The sequence below is a fragment of the Bacillus sp. NPDC060175 genome, assembly GCF_042728695.1.
Taxonomy (GTDB): Bacteria; Bacillota; Bacilli; order Bacillales; family Bacillaceae_G; genus Bacillus_A.
Genome location: NZ_JBHWYR010000039.1, coordinates 33,951 through 49,698 on the forward strand (window position 1 = coordinate 33,951; position 15,748 = coordinate 49,698).

Here is a 15,748-nt window from a genome sequence, read left to right on the forward strand (position 1 = left end):
TGCATGTTACAAAAAAAGTAAAGTCTTATCTATTACATTAGTAATTACTCACGATTTTTATTAATGTAACGTAAGCTGGATTCTTCTTAAACGATTAAACGAGCAGAGAGCTTCCGCTCTTTGTTTGAGCCAATACAGCTGAACATTCCCCCTCAGTTTTATGTGTTGGTTCAAACAAGGCGTAGGAAGAAACATATGCGTCTGGATATAAATCCTTTAAACATTGTGTAAAGGTAGATGGCTTGCGAAGGCAGTAGCTGAAGTATTGGCCAATAAAGGCGAAAATGACATTAAGTAGCCGACTCCAAGGAGTATAAACGAGAAGGCCTTTTCCTTCTCCAAGCAACCGAACACGATAACCAGGATAGCTAAAGAGCTAAAAACCTGAGCCACATTGTATGTATCGGTTGTTTTGAGAAGGTTGAGAGTAATCTTGACCTTGAAATGATTGCGAAATTCCCCTTTCGTGAATGATTTCTCCCATCCCCTTTAATATTTTTATAAGCCGTGAAAGAGCCGTTACTTAATTGTAGCGGTTTCTTTTTGTTATAATAGTAGAAAATGGGAGGAGGTGGAATAATGAGTAGAATTATAGTTTTCATGAATAACGGAAAAGAATATCCGTTTAATATTGATTTAGATAAGTTGATGAGTATGATTTTAACAGAAGATAAGCAGTTAAAAAATGAGTTAATACGTATCGAAAATGTAATGATTAATCCAACTAATATTTCTTCAGTAGAATTTGATCAAACTCATACAACAACACCAAAATTTACAGGTGTATATCGTTAATGAAGAAAAGCGCATCCAAAACGGGTGCTTTTTTCTTTATTATATAGAAAATACACATTAAACGTGAATATGAATGAAATGGATATTTGATTAGGAGGATGAAAGATGGAGGAAAGAACAATTAAGTTTGAAATTGTAATTGAAGGTGAGTGTACACCAGAAGAACAATCTAAAGTTAGAAAGATGTACGATTTCATTGAGGAATATGCTAAGGACCACGGATATAAAGCTACGAAAACAGCAGGAATTAAAGAATTAATGGAAAGTAAAGAAAAAAATACTGTTACTATTAAGGTAGAGGTTGATACAAAAGAAGCGAATGAAAGTATTAAAGAATTAACTGCTGCGGCTAATGAGTGTACAGGAGCATTCGAGAAGTTAGAAAAGGTTATGAGTAGATTCGAAAATAAACCAGCGCAGGCGTTACATTTTAGTCCATTCACTAAGATTACTGCAAACCCAAGTGAAATAGCTAGAACAGTGGTATGTAAAGGAACACAAATATAAAAATGATTAAACCAATAGCAATTATCGTAGGCGCTGCTGTTATCTGGTGGGCGTCTTGTTTGTTGTTAAGGAAAGATAAGGAGGAGAAGAGCATGATTGAATACGTGTCAGAAACAAGACATGATTTAATTGGACAAACAGGACAGATTACTCGCAATGTGGAGATTGTTGATGCAAAAGAGTCTCGAGAAGGTGTTTCTGTTCGAGTGAGTGACAATGTAGGTAATGAGTACTGGACGGATTTAGAAGATGTTTCTTTGGATTAAGGGATGATAAGGGGTGAGGGGATGAAAGGTATAGTAATCGTTGGTGGAGGTAGACTTATTGATATGCTTGATAAGATTTACAATGCTTTAATCAATGTTACTTGGTTTGATGAATTAAATGAATTGATATCGGATTGTAAGATGTATAAGGAAGAGCTGGAATACAAAGAACGCATTAGATTACCTTTTGTTCCTATTAAAGTTATGAAATCGCAGGTATTGAATCGTAAGCCGACGCTTATTAGAGCTAGGACTACTTGTTAGTACTAACAAAACAAACGAACACAACGAACGAAAATAGAAGGTGGTTAACATGAGATTTACAATTTTAGCTGATGTTATTGAATCAATGGTTAATCGTGGTTATTCAAAACAAGAAATAATAGAAATATTTGTTTTCATGGGAATGACGACGGAACAAACAGAACATTCCATTCATGTAGCTGAAAAATGGGGCTTGTTCAAAAAAACTGAACAAAAATAGAGATAGTTAACAAAGTGAAGTTTATGCAGGAAATAACGGTGATGAGGTGCTGAAAATAGCGTTTTTAAGCCAATGTATAAAATTATGAATACATCTTATTCAGTGAAAGTAAAGAAACCACTGATACCAAGGTATTTCCCAGTTGACTAATTTACATAATGCATGTTATACGCAGTTCTTTTGTGTATATTATTCATTTCCCTGTATAAATTAATTTTAGTTATGGATTTTTAAAAATAAGGTTCTTTTGAGGTGATTTCGTGCTGATCTATACAGTTGTGATGTGGGACAATGCTGATTCCGATATCATGTTAGCTACCATAGACAGAGAAGAAGCGTTAAAAGCGTTCGAATCATGTGTAGCATTCTCTTTGCAGGTTTGGGAAAAAGGCGAAGTATTAATTGAGATGATAAGTAACGAAGGTGAATACTTTGCTGATGGTGGATTAGAAAGATATCCAGAAAAAGGACAACAGTTATTTAATGAGATAGTAGAACAATTGCAGTAGCTAATAAGCTGCTTTTTTATTTTGGAGGGGAATCAATGAAAGTAGTTAGAGAGCATAAGGGCAAGTATTATTTAACAGAATATGATGAACCTCATGGCTGGTACGCGGCAGAGATTAGCTATGAAGCATTTAAACTACTTGAGCATCTTGATTCTATAAATGATTTTCATAGTGTTGATTGGATAGATGATGAAGATTAGGGGGAGAAGTAATGGAGGAAATAAAATACAAGTACAAAGTAAAAGTAGGGCGATTATGGGTATCTAGCTTTGCTGTTGGTTATGATTGTCCGTTCCCTGTTATTGATTTAGCTGGAAGTGAAGGAATAGCTACAAAGATTATTGATGAAGAAACAGCAAAGCAGGTTGCAAACTTAGTAAATGGTGAAGTAATTCCTATCAAATATAAAGTTACTCCAGAAGTGACACATAAATGGGTGGAAGCGTAAAGGCGATATGAATGTGGATTTAATATTAGTGTTATCTACTCCAGTATGGATGTTCATTGGCTATTTATTAGCATTAGGAATTATTTGGTTAGATGATAAGTTAGACAAATAAAAGAATGAGTTTATCGTGAGGTGGGTGAATGGCAAAAGATTATGCTAAAAAATTCTATAAAAGTTCTGCATGGAAGAAGTGCAGAGAGTCATACTTCAACTTCAGACATGGGTTGTGTGAGAGATGCACAGTGAGGGCAGGGAAAATTGTCCACCATAAGAATTACATAACACCTGAGAACATTAATGATCCAGAGATTACATTGAGCTTTAATAACTTAGAGTTACTGTGTCAGGATTGTCACAACCGTGAGCATCACGAGAAGAATAGCCCTGTAGCAGAAGGTGTGATGTTTGATGAGAATGGTGATTTGATTAGGAGGGATAGGGAATGAACGGCAATAAAAAGACTCAGGTAAAGTTTGTTGATGGTGGTTCAGAAATAGTCAATGGTGAAGTTAGATTATTCTACTCAAACGCAGTTGTTCAATTAACAGCTGTACCTGGTATAAATTATTTCAATAGTGATAATGTGTTATCTGTGAAACCAATAGATAATGATGAAAAGGTAATTAGTAAAAAGAACCACTTGTGCGACGGTATGAAGATAAACAAAACAGCTTTAAATATTAGAAGTGAAATAGTCGAAAGTAGAATTGAACACCTAAAAGATATTACACCAGAGCAGTTGGAATCGTTAGTACAACTATTCGAAAAAAAAATAATAGGAAGTTAATTAGTGATATAAGTCTACAAAAGAAGCTTGATGCACTTGGGTTAGCTCCTATTGATAGCAAAGTATATAACGAACATCTAAAACATATGGAGAGCATTGGAGTAGGGGTAAGACATTTCAAACACTACAAACTATATGGGCAAACATTCATGCCATACTCACAAGAGTATCTGCTTGGGAATTCAATTGAATGTCTATTAAAAAGAGATAAAGAGAATTATAAACAGTATTGCCCATCATTATTCGGTCGATTAAAAAGAAGAATAGATAGATAGTTATTAAGAAGAGAGTTAAGAAAGATGGGGAAGAAGGTACGATAAATGATTGTATTCAATAGTATTAATGATATACAAGTAGATAAAGAGTGGCAAAAGAAAGAAGGTATAAAGAAGTTAGAAATAATTTTAACAGAAGAAGGAGAAGTTGGATCGTTATCAATAGAACGATATCCTTTCGCGTGTAACTGGAATAATAACGAGGAGGATTATATTGTAATAAAGAAGAATGTCGAAACGCTTTTATGATTGAAGCGTTAAAAGTGAAACGAAGAAAACAATAACCCCCCCTATAAAAAATAAATTTTAAGGTCTGATAGGGACCGATGATGGAGATTCAAAAAATAAATTGGTCATTTCGCGTGACCCCCCTACCCCAAAACGAAAGAAGCGAGGTGTTATTGATGGCGATAAAGAAAGAACTAACAAAAGAAGACCGAGTTAAAAAGGAAATAAACAGACTTAAACGGATATATAAAGATATGCCAAAAGATACCCTCTTGGTAGTAGAGGGACTAATAGTTGAAGCGGCAGACTTACGAGTTCGATTAGAAGACATTCGAAAAGACCTTGATGAAAATGGTTATGACGAATTGTTCTCACAATCAGAGAATCAAGAACCTTATGAAAGAGAACGACCGCAAGCACGTCGTTATATTTCTATGAATAAGAGTTACCAAACTATAATGAAGCAGTTGGGCGATTACATACCAAAAAAACCAATTGAAAGTAAGGAAAAGGATGATGGGTTTGATGATTTCGTGATGAATAAATGAGAATACAATATCCGTTATCTTATAATCCAATTCTTGAATACTATAACCTTATTGAATCAGGAGAAGAAATTGTTAGCGATAAGGTTCGTAGGATATATAAAAAATTAGTTAATGATATTCATGATACAGAAAGTGTATATGAATATGATCCTAAAAAGGCTAACCATGCTATCGAATTTATCGAAAATTTTTGTAAACATTCAAAAGGAAAATGGGGCGGAAAACCAATTGCTTTAGAGGTATGGCAAAAAGCATTCATTGCCGCAGCGTTTGGTTTTGTGCATAAAATAGATGGAACTAGAAAATATAGAGAAGTATTACTTGTTGTTGCTCGTAAAAACGGAAAATCTACTGTTGGTTCGGGAATTGGATTATATCTACAAATAGCTGATGGTGAACCTGGTTCAGAAGTTTATGCGGTAGCAACTAAAAAAGACCAAGCTAAATTGGTTTGGTTAGAAGCGAAGCGTATGGTAAAGAAGTCCCCAGCATTATTGAAACGTATTAAACCTTTGGTTTCTGAGATGGTATCTGAATGGAATGATAGTACATTTAAACCACTTGGTTCTGATAGTGAAACATTAGATGGACTTAACGTTCATGGAGCAATGATGGATGAAATACATGCTTGGAAAGATAAGAATCTATATGATGTTATCGTAGATGGTACATCCTCAAGGGAACAACCCATGATATTTATGATTACAACGGCTGGAACTATTCGTGAGTCAGTATACGATATGAAATATGAAGAAGCTGAAATGCTTTTGAATGGATTTGATGACCCAGACGGTTATAAAGATGATCGCTTTTTACCAATTATTTATGAGTTAGATAAACGTGAAGAATGGACTGACCCATCAAAGTGGAAGAAAGCTAATCCCGGGCTTGGAACTATTAAAAAGATAGATCAACTTGAGACGAAAGTTAATAAAGCTAAGGCAAATTCTCTTTTAGTTAAAAACTTACTTACAAAAGATTTCAATGTTAGAGAAACATCTACAGAAGCATGGTTAACATTTGAACAATTGAATAACATTGCTACTTATGACATAACAGAATTAACCCCTAAATACGGTATTTGTGGAGTCGATTTAAGTAGCACAACTGACTTAACTTCTGCTTGTGTAATTTTTAAGGTTCCTAATGACGAGACAATTTACGCTAAACATATGTATTGGTTGCCAGAGGATTTATTGGAACAGAGAACCAACGAAGATAAAATCCCGTACTCAACATGGAGAGATATGGAGCTATTGAGAACAACACCTGGTAACTCGATACATTATAAATTCATTGTAGAATGGTTAGTGGAATTGAGAGAAGAACATGGGTTGTACTTACCTTGGATAGGGTACGATAGTTGGTCGGCAAAATACTTTGTTGAAGATTTGAAAAATGAATTTGGAGCAGATGCAACTATTCCTGTAATTCAAGGGAAACGAACTTTGTCATCTCCGATGAGAAAGCTTGGGGCAGATTTAGAGTCTAAAATCATCAATTACAGTAACAACCATATTACAAAGTGGTGCCTTTCAAATACAGCTATAGAAATAGATAAAAACTTAAACATACAACCATGTAAAACTAGTAATCAGAGACGAAGAATTGACGGCACCGCCGCCTTACTAAACGCCTATGTAATATTGCAAGATAAATGGAACGATTATCATAATATGATTTAAGAAGGAGGTGAGAATTTGGGGTTATTAGATAAGATATTCGGAAAGAAACAAGCTCCATCCACTAAAAGTTATAACCGTTATGAAATGATTAGTGATACTGGTGGCGGCTTTTTTTCTTGGAGTGGAGACATTTATCAGAGTGATATAATTCGCGCATGCATACGGCCTAAAGCTAAGGCTGTTGGTAAGTTAGTTTCCAAACACATTAGGGATAATAAAACCGAGTTCAAAGTTAATCCAGAGCCATACATCAGGTTTTTATTAGAAGAGCCCAATCCGTTGATGACAGGTCAAATGTTTCAAGAGAAAATGACAAATCAATTAGAATTGAATCACAATGCCTTTGCTTATATTAAACGAGATGACTTGGGATATGCCTCTGAAATATATCCTATACCTTGTACAACAGTTGAGGTTGTTGAAGGGACATATGGAGATATCTTTTTGAAGTTTTACTTTAGGAACGGAAAACAAATGACTGTTCCATATACTGATGTGATTCATTTGCGTAAAGATTTTAATGAAAATGATTTCTTTGGAGAACATCCTGGTAAAGCGTTGTCACAATTGATGGAAATTGTAACGACTACCGATCAAGGAATTGTTAAAGCGATTAAAAACAGCGCTGTAGTAAAGTGGATTCTTAAATTTAAATCGGTATTGAAACAAGAAGATATCGATATGCAGGTTAAAAACTTTGTTAATAACTATTTAAATATCGCAAATGATGGTGGCGCAGCTTCTTCTGATCCGCGATATGATTTAGAACAAGTTAAACCTGAAGCCTTTGTTCCAGATTCAAAACAAATGCAAGAAACAGTTCAACGTATTTATAACTTCTTTAATACAAACGAAAAAATCATTCAAAGTAAATACAATGAAGACGAATGGAATGCGTATTACGAATCAGAGATAGAACCATTGGCTATGCAGCTTGCTGGAGAATTCACCAGGAAGCTTTTTTCACGTAAAGAAAGAGGATTTGGGAACAAAATCATCTTTGAATCTTCTTCACTTCAATACGCTTCAATGAAAACAAAGATGGACCTTGTTCAAATGGTTGATAGAGGTTCATTAACACCGAATGAATGGAGAGCGATTCTTTCACTTGGTCCAATTGAAGGTGGGTCTGAACCGATAAGAAGGTTAGATACAGCCTTAGTTAAGGAAGGAAATGTTACTGATAAAGGAGGTGAGAATAATGGACAAAACGGAACAAAGGGAACTAATAACGCAAACAATGGAAATTAGAGAAGATGAACATGGTAATAAAATGCTATCCGGATACGCTGTGAAGTGGGAAAAGAATTCAGTAGTTATGGGTTATTATCGAAAATTCCGCGAGCAATTCCGACAAGGTGCATTCTTAGAATCATTGCAAAAGGATGACCAGCGTTTTTTATGGTCTCATGATACATCTAAGGTTCTAGGGAGAACAAAGAATAACACCTTGCAATTAGCGGAAGATTCCATTGGATTAAGGTTCGAATTGACATTACCCAAAACAACACTTGGAAACGACACATACGAAACAATCAAGCGCGGCGATGTCGATGGAGTTAGCTTTGGCTTTAGTATGATAACTGAGGAAATAGATGAACCTGACGATGACTTAATGTTACGAACAGTAACTAAAGCGAAGTTATTAGAGGTTAGCGCGGTAGCCTTTCCTGCTTATCCTGATTCGGAAGTTAGCGCGAGGGGTTATGATCCATATAAACATCATGAAGAAAGAAAACAAAAAGAAGAATTACGTAAAAAACTAATCTTAAAAACTTACTTATAGAGGAGAATGATATATGAATCGTTTACAAGAAATTTTACAGCGTAAAGCGGAAATCCGAACAGCATTAGAAGGTACTGGAGAAGTTGATTTAGTAGCATTAGAAACTGAATTGCGCGAACTAAGCGAAGAACAAACAAGAATTGAGACACGCCAGCGTTTACTGAAAGAAGCTGAAGTCATTAATAACAATGCTGAACCAGAAACACGTACAGTAGTTGAAACATTTAACAATGAGCCACCGCAACAAGATGTGGAGTTAGAGGCTTCAGAAAAGCGTGGACAAGCATTAATGGAAAACCGTGCTGTGACTGTAGGAAGTGGAAGTGTAGTACTACCAAAACATAGTGCTTCAGATATTCGACCTACATTTAATGAAGTTTCTACACTGATTGATCGTGTATTAACAAAAACATTAAGAGGTGGAGAAAGCTACCAACAACCGTACATTAAAAACTATGGCGAAGGTGATTACACAACTGAAGGCAATGATTATACTACAGCTGACACACAGTTTGGATATGCTGATATTACTAAAGCTAAAATCACAGCATACTCTGAAGATACTGAAGAGCTTCAAAAATTACCTGCAGCTGATTATGATAGCGAGGTAATGAAAGGAATCACTGTAGCAACTCGTAAGAAAATCACTCGTGAAATCCTTATTGGAACAGGTGCTACAAATCGTCTAGTTGGTATCTTCTCGACAGCAGCTACAGCAATTGATGCAGGGACAGACTTATCAATTTCTAAAATTGACGCTTCTACATTAGATGAAATTATCTACAGCTATGGTGGCGATGAGGATGTTGAAGATGCAGCGGTATTAATCTTAAATAAAAAAGATTTAAAAGCATTCGCTAAACTTCGTACAGATGATGGAAAAAAGGTTTACAACGTTGTATCCAATGGTAATTCTGGAACAATTGATGGCGTACCTTTTATTATCAATAGTGCTTGTAAAGCGGTATCTGATGCAGCAACTACAGCTGGTCAATTCAATATGGCTTATGGACCATTATCAAACTACCAACTTACAATTTTCTCTGATATGGATGTACAACGCTCAACTGACTTCAAATTTAAGCAAGGTATGATTGCTCATAGAGGTTCAGTATTTGCCGGTGGTAACGTAATTTCTAAAAATGGATTCTTACGAGTGAAGAAAGCGGCTACTGTTTAATAGCCGCTTTCTCATTTGAAATAAGGAGGTAATTTTATGTCTGAAAAGAAAATGCAAGAATTCAAGGTAATTACAGCGTTTCGCGATAAGTTCTCCTATGTGCATTATAGTGTTGGAGAATCATATAAAACAGATGACCAAGAAAGAGTAGAATTCCTACAAAAAGAAGGATTCCTTGAGACTGAACCACTTGGTGATTATAAACCTGTTGTCCCTGATATTGTTCATGTAGGCGGAGGGTATTATGAACTTCCTAACGGAGAAAAGATTAAAGGGAAAGAAGCGGCACTTGAGGCATTAAAAGAACTTGAACCAGTTGGTGAATAATAATGATGCTTACTGTAGTGAAAAAGGCATTACGTGTTTCACATAATGCTCTTGATGATGAAATTGAAGATTTAATTGAAGCGGCCCGATGTGATTTGAAATTATCGGGCGTTTCTGGTTTCAAATCGAACGATGATACAGACCCGTTAATTAAGCGCGCAATTATTACCTATACAAAAGCTAATTTCATACCGGATGCAAAGGAATCCGAGAGGTTCCAATTATCGTATAATATGCTCAAAAATCACCTAACATTAGCGGGTGATTATAAATGAACGATATTCTACATTTCCCAATCGTTACAGTTGTTGAAGATGAATTAGGACAAAAGGAAGAAAAGGAAACGTTTAGTAGACAAGTATTTTGTAAAAAGAAATCTGTACCACAATCAGAATTCTTTCAAGCTGGTCAAAGTGACATTAAAGCGAGCTGTGTTTTAATCGTCCATGTTCTGGATTATCAAGAGGAGCGTGAAGTTAAGTACCGCGAAAAAGAATATAACATATACCGCACATACGAACGTGAAGACGAAAAAATCGAATTGTACTGTGAGGTGGTAACCGGTGGCTAGTATCGATAGTCTAGCAAATGATATTGCTAGAGAACTACAAAGGTATGGAAAAGAAGTAGAAGAAAAATTAGAAGTTGAAAAAGAAGAAGTTGCAAATAACTTAGTAAGTGACTTGAAAGAAAATAGCCCTAAAAATACAGGTAAGTATGCGAAGGGATGGCGTAAGAAGAAGGATGGCAATGCAATTATTGTTCATAATGCATTAAAACCACAACTTACACACTTGCTAGAAAAAGGACACGCAAAAGCCAATGGTGGACGTGTACCAGCAAAAGTTCATATCGCTCCAGCTGAAGAAAAAGCAGTAAACGAACTTTCAGAGCGTGTTGAAAGGGCGATTTCACAATGAATTTAATTGAATTAAAGAAAATTCTTGATGCTACAGGTTATCCTGTGGCTTATTCGCATTTTACGGCTACGATAGGTAATCCCGTACCTAAACCGCCGTATATTTGTTATCTCGTAGCTGGCTCATCAAACATGATTGCCGATAACAAGGTACATCACAAAATAAGCGATGTAAACATTGAACTTTATACTACGAAAAAAGACTTGGCTGCAGAATCCAAGCTTGAACAAATCTTAGATGATAATGAGATCCCTTATGAATCATCTGAGGTTTTTATAGATTCAGAGAAATTATTTCAAAAAATATACGAAACGAGGCTGATATAAATGGCAGAAAATAAAGTTATTTTCGGTTTAAAGAATGTACATTATAGCGTGATAACTGAAGATGAAACTGGAAAAATTAAATATGGAACACCAGCTAAATTACCAGGTGCAGTTGAAATGAAATTGGAACCAAAAGGTGAGCAATCAGACTTTTATGCTGATGATATGAACTATTATGCAGAATCAAGTAATCAGGGTTACGAAGGCACTTTTAATCTAGCTAAAGTTACAGAGGCATTCCGTACAGATGTTTTAGGAGAAATTTTGGATCCAGTAGACAAGGTCATTTCAGAAGTTTCAAATGCAAAAATCAATAGAATTGCTTTATTGTTTGAATTTGATGGGGATAAAAAAGCGACGCGTTATGTAATGTATAACGTATCCGTATCTCGTCCAGGTTTTGGCTCTTCTACAAAAAGTGATAAAACAGAACCAACTACAGCAGAATTGAAATTCGTTGCATCACAGCATCCAGAAACATTAAAAGTGAAAGATGCAACAAGTATTGAAACGCCTGCTGGCATTTACGATGCTTGGTATAAAAAAGTGTATGAGAAAGTTGTGGGGGCGTAATTAGATGGAAAAAACAATTGTAATTGATGATAAGAATGTGCTTTTAAAAAGTACCGCCGGCACAGCTATTCGCTATAAGGCGCAATTTAGACGTGATATGTTTGCGGATATCCTTAGCTTAGGGGTACTTTCTTCATATATTTCAACTGATGGCGACCAAAGTAATATTGATCTTTCACAAGTTGATTTAAGTAAATTAGATTTTGAAGTTATTTATAACTTAGTATGGGCATTTGCTAAAACGGCAAATAAAGAAGTCCCAGATCCATTAACATGGCTTGATACTTTCGGAGAATTTCCAATTGCAGAAATTATAACTGAAATTCAGGACTTAATTAAAAGTACTGTTCAGTCAAAAAAAAAATAACAGAAGATGAACAAGGGCAAGGGCGTAACGATGGGAAAGGTGATTTTTCCGTTGATACATTCCTTGCTCTTTGTTATTCATGCAAATTATCAAAAGAAGATTTAGAAGATATGACAATAGGTGATTGCTTGGATTATATCGATGAGTATGTTGAATTACGAAATCCGAAAAAAGAACAAGAAAATACAAGAACAGCTACACAAGATGACTTTAATAATTTCTAAGCAAGCGAGGTGATAACATGGCAGGAAGAATTAAAGGGATTACAATTTCCATTGATGGAGAAACTACCGGTCTTCAAAATGCTTTAAAAGATGTGAACAAACAAAGTGAAGCTGTAACTAAAGAATTAAAAGATGTTGAACGACTATTGAAATTCAACCCGGGTAATGTGGAAGCTTTAGCCCAAAAGCAACAATTGCTTACTCAACAAATTGAGAATACAACGAAAAAATTAGACAGTTTAAAGTCAGCTCAACAGCAAGTTCAAGCACAATTTGAAAGTGGCGCGATTAATGAAGAACAATATCGGGCATTTAGACGTGAAATTGAATTTACAGAAGGGCAACTTAATGGATTCAAAAACAGTCTTGCAGGATTAAAGGCCGAGCAAGAAAAAGCAGCAAGTTCAACGAGACAATTAGAGACTTTATTTAGCGCCACAGGAAAAAGTGTTGATGATTTTGCGGATGCATTAGGGAATCGTCTTGTGAATGCAATTAAAAATGGTACGGCATCAAGTAGGCAATTAGATCAGGCAATTGAGCTAATTGGAAGGGAAGCGCTAGGAGCCGAAGCAGATATCGGCAAGTTACAACAGGCGCTTCGTTCTGTTGATGATGGTAATTCCATTCAAAACATCAGAAGCGATTTAAACCAGCTCTCTCAAGAAGCAGAGGAAGCGGGCGAAAGTGTTAAAGGATTAGGAGTTGAGTTAGAAAACGTAGTAGCTGGAATAGGTGCCGGTCTAGGACTTAAAGAAGTAATCGAACAGGCTCTAAATATGGATGAGTTAAAGACTAAAATCGATATTACTTTTGATGTTCCAGAATCATCAAAAAGAACTGTGGAAGATGCAGTTAGAACTGTTACAGCCTATGGAAGTGATGCAGAAGAGGCTTTAGAAGGTGTACGTCTACAATGGGCATTAAATAAGGAAGCGTCTGATGAATCTAATGCGGCGGTAGTAAAGGGAGCGGCTGTGGTTGCTAATTCATATGCAGGTATTGATTTTACAGAGTTGATTCAAGAAACGAATGAGGTCGGCAGTGAATTAGAAATCTCAAATGAAGAAGCACTAGGTTTAGTTAATTCACTTTTAAAGATAGGATTCCCACCTGGACAACTTGATATTATTGCCGAATATGGCGCGCAGCTAAGACGAGTCGGTTATACAGCAATTGAAGTGCAAAGTATTATGGCAAGTGCAGCTAAGGAAAAATCTTGGAATATTGATAACTTATTGGATAAACAATTGTCCCTATGAGTGGTGACATTCATAGCAAACTCCTCTAATTCGGTGGAACTCTCACAAAAGAGACAATACCGAGCCAATCCTATAAATAGGAAGTGTGTAACGACTAGTCGAAAGACGTAGGGTGTAAGCTAATGACATCCGAAATGGGGAGCATCTTATACAAAGATGATGATATAGTCTGGCCTGTATAGTGATATACAGAAGTTCATAAGAGAACTGGCGGGGGCTTGCGAATCCTGTTGAACATATCGGGTTTAAAAGAAGGACGTATTCGGGCTGTTGAAATGGGGCGTGGATTAAATAATTCCATGAAAGACGCTATCCGCGACGTTGTGGATGATACTGAAAAAATGTCAGATGAACAAATTTCAGCAATGCAAAAAGGATTCGCTAAACAAGAATCAGAACTTGCAAACTCCTTTAGCAATCAAGAAAAAGCACTTTCTAAAAGCCATAGTCAAAGACAGAACGCATTAGCTAAAAGTCTTGATGCTGAATACAATGCGGTTTCTAAAAGTTACGATAATCAGCAAAAGAATTTAGAGAAAAAACTTAGCGCTGAATACGATGCAACATCGAAAAATTATGATAGACAACAAAAAGCACTTGAGAAGTCCCTTGAAGCGGAAGTTAAAGCGTTTGAAAAGTCATCTGAGCAGAAAATAAAGCTCATCGATAAAGAATATACGGAACGTATGAAATTAATTGATGAGGAAAAATATAATCGTCTCAAAGCAGTAGACGATCAAATTAATTCTTTGGATGCGAAAACGGCAGCTGAAGATAAATATTTCAAAGATCGTGAGAATGCTGAAAAACGTGTTGATTTAAAGGTTAAAATAAGCAAAGCAAAAAATGAAGAAGAACGTCAGGCGGCAATTAAAGCATTACAAGAACTTGAAGAGAAAATGCAACTTGATAAAATACGTGAAGAACGTAAAAATCAAATTGATAGGTTGAAAGAAGAAAAAGACGGTATAAAAGAATCGTCTGACGCAAAGAAAGAAGCGCTAAAATCAGAGATTGATAGCCGAAAAGAACAAGTTAAAGAACAAATAAACAATGAAAAGGAAGCTTTGAAAGAACGTCAGCAGGAACAAAAAGAAGTTTTCCAGCAAAATAAACAAGAGAATTTAAAAGCTATCAGTGAATCAAATAAAGCACAACTTGATTCGTTAAGAGAAGTCAATCAAGCAAACTTATCCGCTTTAAAAGAAAGTCAGAATAACCGCAAACAAGCGTTAAGTGAGCGTTTGAGTGATGAAATGGATGCTGTTCGCGAATCGCATAGAGCCGAGTTAGAATCTTTTAAAGAAATGAATGCAGAGAAACTCGAACTTGCGAAAAAACCACCCGATAGCGCAGCTGTAAAAGAAATATTTACTCAACTGGAAGGTTGGGGTAAGGCTATTGCTAAAGGCGGCGAAGAAGGTAAACAGGCATTTGTAGATATGGTTAAATGGCTAAATAATATCGATGATGCCGCTTTACGTGAAGCGATTGGTGTACAAATTTTCGGCACAATGTTTGAAGACCAAGGTCAAAAAATCATAGATACAATATTAAAAACTGAAGGAAAACAAGCTGACTTAAAACAAGGAATAGATGACTTACAACAATCCGTAAATAAAACGGATGCTTCAGGATTTGTTAAATTGAAAGAAGCAATGAATGAGTTAAAAAAGGCTCTTGAACCTGTATTGGGTGTCGTAGCCGATGTTGTTTCTGCATTTGCTGGTTTTATTTCAGCTCATCCGCAACTAGCAGCAGCAATCACAGCGATTGGTGTTGTGATTGGGATATTATCAGCTGCGTGTTTAGCTCTACTTCCGATTTTCCTTGCATTAACTACTGGAGCTACAGTCTTTTCGGGTGTTATTGCCGCTTTAAATATACCGATTCTTATAATAATTGCCGCTGTCGCAGCCTTAATTGCTATATGGGTGTTGTTTGGCGATAAGATAAAGGAAGTATACAACGAATATTTTAAACCTATAGTTGATCAAATAGTATCCATAATCACTGAAACTCTACAACCAGTATTTGAAAAAGGATTCACAATCATAAAAGATATTGTAACGGATGCATTTGAAATCATCCAACGTGTTTGGAACGAAATACTATCACCTGTTTTTTCAAAAATTTCATCATTCATAGAAAATGTGCTTTTACCAGCTTTTAAATTTGTATTTAGTGCTATTGGTAGTGTTGTATCAGATGCATTTGATGGGATAAAAGTTGTGTGGGATACGGTTTTAAA

24 protein-coding genes and 1 pseudogene are annotated in these 15,748 nt (G+C 35.8%); all 25 read left to right on the top strand.

The features are described from left to right. The first annotated feature begins 579 nt into the window (after positions 1–579). Positions 580–795 (top strand): hypothetical protein, encoded by a 216-nt coding sequence (locus ACFWDE_RS18935; RefSeq protein WP_377893967.1) that lies wholly within the window; start codon positions 580–582, stop codon positions 793–795. Between the two features lie 105 nt (positions 796–900). Next, entirely contained in the window at positions 901–1,302 is a 402-nt protein-coding gene (locus ACFWDE_RS18940; RefSeq protein ID WP_377893968.1) for a hypothetical protein, read from the top strand. 92 nt (positions 1,303–1,394) lie between these two features. After that, entirely contained in the window at positions 1,395–1,568 is a 174-nt protein-coding gene (locus ACFWDE_RS18945; RefSeq protein WP_377893970.1) for a hypothetical protein, read from the top strand. Between the two features lie 21 nt (positions 1,569–1,589). After that, a complete protein-coding gene (locus ACFWDE_RS18950) occupies positions 1,590–1,832 on the top strand; it encodes a hypothetical protein (RefSeq protein ID WP_377893971.1) in 243 nt (80 codons plus the stop codon). Positions 1,833–1,881: 49 nt separating this feature from the next. Then, entirely contained in the window at positions 1,882–2,052 is a 171-nt protein-coding gene (locus tag ACFWDE_RS18955) for a hypothetical protein (protein WP_377893972.1), read from the top strand. 260 nt (positions 2,053–2,312) lie between these two features. Further along, positions 2,313–2,561, top strand: a complete 249-nt coding sequence (locus ACFWDE_RS18960) for a hypothetical protein (protein WP_377893974.1) — start codon at positions 2,313–2,315, stop codon at positions 2,559–2,561. A gap of 35 nt (positions 2,562–2,596) precedes the next feature. Continuing rightward, positions 2,597–2,761 (top strand): hypothetical protein, encoded by a 165-nt coding sequence (locus ACFWDE_RS18965; protein WP_377893976.1) that lies wholly within the window; start codon positions 2,597–2,599, stop codon positions 2,759–2,761. A gap of 11 nt (positions 2,762–2,772) precedes the next feature. Further along, positions 2,773–3,009, top strand: coding sequence for a hypothetical protein (locus ACFWDE_RS18970; RefSeq protein ID WP_377893977.1), 237 nt, complete (start codon positions 2,773–2,775; stop codon positions 3,007–3,009). A 140-nt stretch (positions 3,010–3,149) separates the two neighbouring features. Then, positions 3,150–3,455: an HNH endonuclease gene (locus ACFWDE_RS18975; RefSeq protein WP_377893979.1), complete on the top strand. Its 306-nt coding sequence runs from the start codon at positions 3,150–3,152 to the stop codon at positions 3,453–3,455. Beyond that, a complete protein-coding gene (locus ACFWDE_RS18980; protein ID WP_377893980.1) occupies positions 3,452–3,796 on the top strand; it encodes a hypothetical protein in 345 nt (114 codons plus the stop codon). Before ACFWDE_RS18975 ends, ACFWDE_RS18980 begins: the two co-directional genes overlap by 4 nt. 320 nt (positions 3,797–4,116) lie before the next feature. Next, the gene (locus ACFWDE_RS18985) at positions 4,117–4,320 is read left to right on the top strand and encodes a hypothetical protein (RefSeq protein ID WP_377893981.1); all 204 of its coding nucleotides are present in this window, start codon (positions 4,117–4,119) and stop codon (positions 4,318–4,320) included. Positions 4,321–4,475: 155 nt separating this feature from the next. Next, complete coding sequence (locus tag ACFWDE_RS18990) at positions 4,476–4,847, top strand: hypothetical protein (RefSeq protein WP_377894002.1); 372 nt, start codon at positions 4,476–4,478, stop codon at positions 4,845–4,847. Further along, positions 4,844–6,532 carry a terminase large subunit gene (locus ACFWDE_RS18995; protein WP_377893982.1) on the top strand — a complete coding sequence of 563 codons (1,689 nt, stop codon included), beginning with the start codon at positions 4,844–4,846 and terminating at the stop codon, positions 6,530–6,532. The genes ACFWDE_RS18990 and ACFWDE_RS18995 overlap by 4 nt, the downstream gene beginning before the upstream one ends. A gap of 15 nt (positions 6,533–6,547) precedes the next feature. Next, the gene (locus ACFWDE_RS19000) at positions 6,548–7,783 is read left to right on the top strand and encodes a phage portal protein (protein ID WP_377893983.1); all 1,236 of its coding nucleotides are present in this window, start codon (positions 6,548–6,550) and stop codon (positions 7,781–7,783) included. Next, positions 7,734–8,318: an HK97 family phage prohead protease gene (locus ACFWDE_RS19005; protein ID WP_328069259.1), complete on the top strand. Its 585-nt coding sequence runs from the start codon at positions 7,734–7,736 to the stop codon at positions 8,316–8,318. The genes ACFWDE_RS19000 and ACFWDE_RS19005 overlap by 50 nt, the downstream gene beginning before the upstream one ends. Before the next feature lie 13 nt (positions 8,319–8,331). After that, complete coding sequence (locus ACFWDE_RS19010) at positions 8,332–9,498, top strand: phage major capsid protein (protein ID WP_377893984.1); 1,167 nt, start codon at positions 8,332–8,334, stop codon at positions 9,496–9,498. 36 nt (positions 9,499–9,534) lie between these two features. Beyond that, entirely contained in the window at positions 9,535–9,825 is a 291-nt protein-coding gene (locus ACFWDE_RS19015) for a hypothetical protein (protein ID WP_377893986.1), read from the top strand. 2 nt (positions 9,826–9,827) lie between these two features. Next, positions 9,828–10,100 carry a head-tail connector protein gene (locus ACFWDE_RS19020; protein WP_377893987.1) on the top strand — a complete coding sequence of 91 codons (273 nt, stop codon included), beginning with the start codon at positions 9,828–9,830 and terminating at the stop codon, positions 10,098–10,100. Next, positions 10,097–10,396, top strand: coding sequence for a phage head closure protein (locus ACFWDE_RS19025; RefSeq protein WP_377893989.1), 300 nt, complete (start codon positions 10,097–10,099; stop codon positions 10,394–10,396). The genes ACFWDE_RS19020 and ACFWDE_RS19025 overlap by 4 nt, the downstream gene beginning before the upstream one ends. After that, positions 10,389–10,745: an HK97 gp10 family phage protein gene (locus tag ACFWDE_RS19030; protein ID WP_377893991.1), complete on the top strand. Its 357-nt coding sequence runs from the start codon at positions 10,389–10,391 to the stop codon at positions 10,743–10,745. The genes ACFWDE_RS19025 and ACFWDE_RS19030 overlap by 8 nt, the downstream gene beginning before the upstream one ends. Beyond that, positions 10,742–11,071, top strand: a complete 330-nt coding sequence (locus ACFWDE_RS19035; RefSeq protein ID WP_377893994.1) for a hypothetical protein — start codon at positions 10,742–10,744, stop codon at positions 11,069–11,071. The genes ACFWDE_RS19030 and ACFWDE_RS19035 overlap by 4 nt, the downstream gene beginning before the upstream one ends. Beyond that, positions 11,072–11,644 carry a major tail protein gene (locus ACFWDE_RS19040; RefSeq protein WP_377893995.1) on the top strand — a complete coding sequence of 191 codons (573 nt, stop codon included), beginning with the start codon at positions 11,072–11,074 and terminating at the stop codon, positions 11,642–11,644. A 4-nt stretch (positions 11,645–11,648) separates the two neighbouring features. Beyond that, positions 11,649–12,011 (top strand): hypothetical protein, encoded by a 363-nt coding sequence (locus ACFWDE_RS19045; protein WP_377893996.1) that lies wholly within the window; start codon positions 11,649–11,651, stop codon positions 12,009–12,011. Positions 12,012–12,252: 241 nt separating this feature from the next. Beyond that, positions 12,253–13,497, top strand: a complete 1,245-nt coding sequence (locus tag ACFWDE_RS19050) for a coiled-coil domain-containing protein (RefSeq protein WP_377893998.1) — start codon at positions 12,253–12,255, stop codon at positions 13,495–13,497. Between the two features lie 242 nt (positions 13,498–13,739). Continuing rightward, positions 13,740–15,748, top strand: a pseudogene (locus tag ACFWDE_RS19055) (tape measure protein); the annotation flags it as partial.